The organism is Streptomyces sp. NPDC089915, from assembly GCF_040684675.1.
GTDB lineage: Bacteria > Actinomycetota > Actinomycetes > Streptomycetales > Streptomycetaceae > Streptomyces.
The window spans coordinates 1-6,351 of record NZ_JBFBGN010000224.1; the positions used below are offsets into that span (position 1 = coordinate 1).

Below are 6,351 nucleotides of genomic sequence, written 5' to 3' on the forward strand. Positions count from 1 at the left end.
GCCACCTATATCGCTGCACGGTCAGAGGATGACGACCTTCGGCGCCCTCGGGCGGGGGAATAGCGCACGCCCGGAATAGGTACTCTGCGCCAGTATGGCACTCCCCGAACTACTTCAGCCGGTGGGCGGACCCTACCGCCCGGGTCGCGCAGGGCCGTCGCAGACGGCTTGTGGAGTTGCTCGGCCACAGCCGTTCGGGGCCCGCCCAGACGCACGTCTCACAGGGGCCGGGGCCGGAGCAGGAGGTGCTGTTCAGACTGAGCGACGACAGCGGGCTGGCCGCCTGAAGGGAACCTCGGCTTCGGCCGGGTTCCGCCGCCATCCGGTGACGCCGGTTCGCCCGTGAACTAGGTCGGGGTCAGTGCCGCCGGTCTCCCGCCGGGCCTGTCCGAGCGACGGCCGGTTCCGCGGGAGCCGGGCGGCCGCGATCGGACGGCAGGGCCGGCTGGGGTGGTTCAGGGCCGGTGGAGGATGTCGTGGCCGCCGACGCGGCGCCAGATGATGTGCCGACCGTGGTCGCGGTGGCGGCCGTAGGTGAAGGTGGCGCGGCCGTCGGGGGCCCAGGTCAGCTCGTAGACGCCGGGGGCGGCGCGTACGCCCTTCACCCGCAGCCCGGGACGGAACGGCCCGCCGGTGCGGAGGTCGGGGACGAAGGCGTCGCGCACGACGCGGATGAACCGGCGGTGCTGGGCGGGGGTGAGGTGCCCCAGGTCGTGGGTGAAGCGGGTGAGGGTCTCGTAGGTGGGCACGAAGGTCTCCTCCGGGTGGCACGGTGAAGCCCCCGGACTGTCGGGGGCTTCAGGGGTTCGGGTCCGTCTCGTAGTGGTGCGTCAGGTACGTGCTCTCCGGGCGCCGGCAGGGCGCCGGGCACGGCGTCCTCGCGCTCGCGGGGCACGCCGGCGCAGACCGCTTTCGTGTCAGCGGCCGCTCACCGTGGTGCACGCAGGACGCCGTGGTGTGGCGAGGGCGGCCGGCGTCGGCGGCTGATTTCCCGGAAAAGCGAATTCCTGCCCCAATTTCAGCCCTTCGGGTATTTTCCCTCAGGGTCGGGAGGCCTCTTTCTGGAATACGTCCCGGGTCGCTGCCGGGTGGTTCCGTGTTTCCTTTCCGAGGTTTCGGTGCGATATCGGGGCCCGTTTTGGTGTTGCTGCGCTCCGTCTGCCGGGCCTGGTGGGCTGGCCTCGCGGCGGCGGTCCCGGACGCGCTTCTTCTGCTCGCTCCCGCCGACCGCCCGGTGCGCACCTTCTGCGACGCCCGCGGCGTCCGGGGGCCGTTTCCAGGGGTTCCACGTCGTCCGGGGGGTCGTTTCCACAGGTTCCGCGTCGTCCGGAGGGGTCCCGGACAGAATTGCAAGAAGTCGAGAACGCGCAGGTCAAAAGCATTGTTCCGGCGTGCGGCGTCCGGGCGGGGGGTTGCCGGAGGGCTCCGGACGCGTCCACGATGTGCCTCTAGCGCCGCCCCCCGCGGGGCGCCCGGCCGCAGCCGGTGTCGTCCGCGTGCGGGGTCCCATGGCATCTGTTGGCCCAGACCGCCGAGGGAGAGACCGCCGACCGTTGGCAGACGGACAAGGCGGAATCTGTAATTCCACTCATCCGAGCCCTTCGCATTCTTGTGCGAAGGGCTTTGGTGTTTTCCGGAGCCTCTTGTCAGGTGGGTTATTCGTATGCGCTAATCGTGGAAGGTGAAGAGGGTCTGCCAACTCTCCGATGCCTGTTTCGAGAAAAGGTCTGGGTCGTCAACAGAAAAGCGATGGGACAAGGAGTCAACTATGAGGAGCTGGTTGCCGCGCCGTTTCGGGCGTGGGAGGTCGGCATGCGTGGCGCCCGCCGGGATGCCGGGCCGGCGGCGGCTGAGGCCGCCGAAGGCGTTCGTGATCGTGATCGTGCTCGCCCTCCTCGCCGAGCTGGCGCTGGTGGCGTGCGGGGTGGAGCCGGCCACCGGCATCCAGGTCGTCGCGGCGGTCCTCGGGGCCGTTGAGACGGTCCGCCGGCTCACCGCGAAGGGCCCGGCCACCACGCCGGGCGCGGTAGCGCTGTAGCGGATGCGGGAGACCTATCCCGGGGCGGCGGAGCTTGTGCAGGCGCTCCGCCGCCTTCGGTCCGAGAGCGGGGACCCCACCCTGGAGAAGGTCAGCCACGCAGTGGGAGGCCGGGTCTCCGCAGCCACCCTCTCCCGCTTCTTCTCCGGCAGCGCGCTGCCCTCCGAGCAGGTCGCGCGGGACGTGGTCGGGGCCCTGCTGAGGATGACCCCCCGCTCGGCCGACAGCAGGGACATGGCCACGCGGGAGTTCGCGGAGCTGTACGCGAAGGCGAGGCGCGCCCGCGCGGTCGCGCGGACCCCCCGGCCGGCCCCGGACACGTTCGCGGAGCGTCTACCGGTGGACGCGGCCCGTCTGCACGAGGAGCTGCGGGAGCTGCTCGGCTCGCGGGGGATCTCCCTGGCCCACCTCGCCCGCTACCTGGGCATGCCCACGAGCACGCTCTCCGACGTCCTTCGCCACCGTCTGCCGAGCGCGCACGTGGTGAGAGCCATCGCCGATGCCTGCCAGGTGCCTCCGGCACCACTGCTGGAGGTCCTCGCCGCTGCCGAACGGGCCCTCGACGCGGCCCGGGCCCCGGCACCGGGTCCACGGGCTCCCGCACCAGGTTCAGCACCGGCACCGGGTCCACGTGCCCCGGCACCGGCTCCACGTGCCCCGGCTCCACGGGCCCCGGCACCGGGTTCCCTCCCGGCTGCACGGGCCCCGGCGCCGCAAGAGGCGGCCTCGCCCGTGGACGTCCTCGTGCGGGCGGCTGTGACCCGGCCGCCCGCCGAGATCGCCGCTCTCGTGGCCGGCCTCCAGGCCGGCGGGCAGGCCGCGTTCGCCGCCCGGATCGTCGAGGAGGCGGTCCGCACCCGCGGTGTCGCCGACGTCACCGCCCTCGCCCTGGCCCTCCTGGCTACCGATCCCGCCCGGCCCGCCGGGCCGCCGTAGGCGCGGCGGGCCGGGGTGGGAGAGAGCCGGCGCCGGGGGACCGTACCCGTGCGTGGGCGGCCCTCCGGCGGGATCCGTCCTGATCCTCCGTCTGCTCCGGGTACTCACCCGCCCGTTGCCGGGACCGTACACAGCATCCGGCGGGGACGGCGCCGCCCGGCGGATGCTGCCGGAGCCCGCCCGGTTCCGCACACGCACCGGCAGTCCCCCGGCCGGGCCGCCGGCCGGGGCACCGCCCGGACCGGCAGGCCCTCGGCCGGGCCGGGGACGGCACGGCGCTCACGAGTCGGCCCACTGGACCCCGAGCCCGGCGAGCGCTTCGAGCTGTGCGGCATCGAGCCGGTCGCGGCGCTGGCGTTGGTTGGCCAGCCACACCCCCGTACGGTGCTCACCCCCGTCCGGGAGGACCTCGACGTGGGAGCGCCCCGGGGTGCCGCCGCCTTCCCGCTGGACGTACTGGCCGAGGGCCTGGACGCCCTGGTGGAAGGCGACGGCACCCCGCCCGATGGAGGTCGTGCTCGTCTTCGCGGACGCTGTACGGGCCCGTACGGCCCGCCCCGGCTTCACGCCGAGCGCCCCGAGCCGGGCCTGCTGTTCGGTGTTCAGCCGGCCGAAGTCCCGTCGTTGCGAAGCGAGCCACCGGCCGATGTCCTCGCCGTGCCGGGTCACCCCGGGCTTGATGGCCGTGAGGCGGGCGCCTTCGTCCAGGAGCTGGGCGAGGTAGGCGTAGTGCCGCTGCCAGTCCACCGTCCACCCGTGGTCCTCGTCGCCGGGGTTCCAGTCGGCGTCGATCGCGGCCAGCGCGGCCGCACGCCGTGCGGCGCGTACGGGGTCCTTGCCGAGTCCGCCGGGCCGGCGGACGTTGGTGAGCCACTGCCCGATCTGGACGTCGAGGATCGCCGCGCCCCGCGGCGCGGCCAGGGTCCCGTGGACCCGGTGCCAGGCCCGTGCGGCGGCGAGGTTCTCCTCGAAGCCGTGGTCGGCGGTGTCCCACACGATCCCCAGCACCTCCAGCTCGGCGGCCCGCTTCCCGGTCATCGACCCGGCCCGGAACACCCTGCGCTGGTCGGACAGCCACCGCCCCAGCGGGTACGGGCCCTCCGTGTGGTCGTACGGGACCTGGAGGTGTTGCTCGCGCTCGCGGTACCGGAAGGCCGCCTCCAGCCCCCTCCTCCAGTCCTGCCGTTCGGTGTTGAAGACGGCGTAGGTGATCCACTTCGCGATCAGCGCCGGATCCCGAGGGGCCGCGAACCGGAGCAGGAGCCGGTCCTCCTCCTCGCCCTCGGCGGGCTCCTTCCCGATCGTCAGCGACGGCTGCACGATGCTCTTCTGGTTCTCCTGGGGAATAGCGAGCATTTCCACGGCACGTTCATCATGCGCCCTAAGCCCATTCAATAGCCGGATGAGAGGGCCATACGATTTCGAAGTCAGAATGTCCTCGGGATTCTCGTCCTCCCGCAAGAATACGGGCACGATCAGGGTCGCCATCTTCTCTTCCCCGGGCTTCTGCCGCAGGGCCCGGCCAATGGCCTGGACGATGTCGACGGATGATCCCTTGGGGTCGATCAGGGCTACCGAGTCCACCGCCCGGATATCCACGCCCTCCCCAAGAACGCGACAATTTGCCAGCACGGCGCGCCCGGCCCGGCGGCCGAAGTCGGCGAGCACGCCGGCCCGGTGCTCCGCCTCGTGCTCCCCGCGCAGCCACCCCGCCCACACCGTCGCCGGGTGCCGGACCGGATCGGCGGCGTGCAGTCGGCCGGCGACGCGGTCGAGGCCTTCAGCGAAGGCCTGCGCCTCGACGGTGCGGTGGTGAAAGGTGATCGTCGTCTTCAGATCATGAGCCGCCATGGTCTCCAGCAGGACGGTCTGCACGGCGGCCAGCCGTTCGCCCCGCAGCTCCTCGTCCCACCGCTCCGTGCCGTAGAGCCGGCCAGGGGTCACGACCGGGTCCACCAGTTCAGCCACAACTACCTGATACCGGGCCAAAAGCCCCCGCGAGATGGCGTCGGCCAGCGGCAGCTCGTACACGACGGGCCCGAACACCTTCGGGTCGTCCATCGAACACGCCAGCTCCGCCGGCAGGGCCTCGTGGCGCGGAACGAACGGCTTCCCCTTGGCCTCCGCCTTCCGCCGCCGCGCCTCCTCCTTGCGCCGGTGCGCCGCCGCGGCCGCCCGCTTCTCGGCCGCCGTCCGCGGCCGCTCCGCCCAGACCCTCGGGGTGGCCGTCATGTAGAGCCGGCGCCGTGCCGGGATGACCTCCTGGCGGTGCACGTCCGCCCACGCCTTCCCCGCCGACCCGCTGGTGCGGTGCGCCTCGTCGACGACCACCAGGTCGAAGGCCTCCATCACCAGCCCGTACTCCCCTCGGTGGGCTTCGGCGATGACGGGGAGGGAGGCGTAGGTGGCGTAGACGGTGACCGGCCCGCGCCCGTGCCACAGGGCGAGCTGCGGCGCCGACGTCGTCGAGCGCACCTGGAGTCCGTAGAGCTGGGCGTTGTCCTCCAGCGAGCACACCGCGACAGCCGGCCCGTCGTGGCCGGCCGTGCGCCACTCCCTGGCGGTCTGGGTGAGCAGGTCCAGGGTGGGCAGCAGGACCAGGATCCGCCCGCCCCGGGCGAGCCGGAGCGCGGCCGCGGCGGCGATGAAGGTTTTCCCGGTCCCGCATGCCGCGACCACCGTTGCCCGTAGCCCAGGCCGGGGGATACGCTTTCCAGGCGGAATATCGAGCCCTCGGACGATGGCCTCGACGGCTTCCTCCTGGTGAGGCCGGAGGGTGATTCTGTTCGGGTTCTGCATTCGTCACTCCGCTGAAATCTCCGGCAGGGAGATGGTGACCCCTTCCTCGGGATGCTACACACTGCATCAGTGCGATACCAGAGCGGACGACTGTACGGCTACGGGATCCCGCTTCATCTGCCCCCTGTGCCGCCTGCCGGCGGCACAGGGCTGCTTCCGTGCCGTGCTAGCGAGTCTCGACGGGCAGGCCGCTCTTCTTGAGTGCCTCGAAGACGATGTCGTGGGAAAGATCGGTGGTGACTGCGGCGGTCTGGTCTTCGAGGCTGATATCGAAGCTGGAGACCCCCTCAAGCCTCTTCAGAACCCTCTCCACTTTCCCGGAGTCTCCCCCCGACGCCATGGCGATGGCGAACGAATGGGTCTGCATGATTCCTCCCTGATGGTTTCTCGGTTGTTGCACCGACAGTTCAGCCCATCAGGAAGCCTGTGACACTCTCACCACGGCATACTCACCCGACCGGATGAGTCACAGTCAGCAGGCCGAGCGGGACTGATCTCAACGCCCACCCACCGCCCGCGCAGCGGGCCGCCGCTGAAGGCCGGGGTGGGAGCGAAGCGGACACCCCACCAGGCCGAAG

5 protein-coding genes are annotated in these 6,351 nt (G+C 71.8%); 2 read left to right on the forward strand and 3 right to left on the reverse strand.

The features are described 5' to 3' along the window. Positions 1 to 455: 455 nt before the first annotated feature. The gene (locus AB0O29_RS33645) at positions 456 to 749 is read right to left on the reverse strand and encodes a hypothetical protein (protein ID WP_365159553.1); all 294 of its coding nucleotides are present in this window, start codon (positions 747 to 749) and stop codon (positions 456 to 458) included. Positions 750 to 1,816: 1,067 nt separating this feature from the next. On the opposite strand from AB0O29_RS33645, the gene AB0O29_RS33650 reads away from it, so the two are divergent. Continuing rightward, positions 1,817 to 2,038: a hypothetical protein gene (locus AB0O29_RS33650; RefSeq protein WP_365159556.1), complete on the forward strand. Its 222-nt coding sequence runs from the start codon at positions 1,817 to 1,819 to the stop codon at positions 2,036 to 2,038. A 3-nt stretch (positions 2,039 to 2,041) separates the two neighbouring features. After that, complete coding sequence (locus tag AB0O29_RS33655; protein ID WP_365159559.1) at positions 2,042 to 2,974, forward strand: helix-turn-helix transcriptional regulator; 933 nt, start codon at positions 2,042 to 2,044, stop codon at positions 2,972 to 2,974. A 279-nt stretch (positions 2,975 to 3,253) separates the two neighbouring features. Here the strand turns inward: AB0O29_RS33655 and AB0O29_RS33660 are convergent, their stop codons facing one another. Together AB0O29_RS33660 and AB0O29_RS33665 are read right to left on the reverse strand one after the other, a co-directional pair. After that, positions 3,254 to 5,773: a Helicase associated domain protein gene (locus tag AB0O29_RS33660; protein ID WP_365159562.1), complete on the reverse strand. Its 2,520-nt coding sequence runs from the start codon at positions 5,771 to 5,773 to the stop codon at positions 3,254 to 3,256. A 166-nt stretch (positions 5,774 to 5,939) separates the two neighbouring features. Next, entirely contained in the window at positions 5,940 to 6,140 is a 201-nt protein-coding gene (locus AB0O29_RS33665; RefSeq protein WP_365159565.1) for a heavy metal-associated domain-containing protein, read from the reverse strand. Positions 6,141 to 6,351: the final 211 nt, after the last annotated feature.

Bases quoted from the DNA above. Each gene is read 5' to 3' on its own strand.
- AB0O29_RS33655 (WP_365159559.1), top strand. From the start codon at position 2,042: ATGCGGGAGACCTATCCCGGGGCGGCGGAGCTTGTGCAGGCGCTCCGC.
- AB0O29_RS33660 (WP_365159562.1), bottom strand. From the start codon at position 5,773: ATGCAGAACCCGAACAGAATCACCCTCCGGCCTCACCAGGAGGAAGCC.
- AB0O29_RS33665 (WP_365159565.1), bottom strand. From the start codon at position 6,140: ATGCAGACCCATTCGTTCGCCATCGCCATGGCGTCGGGGGGAGACTCC.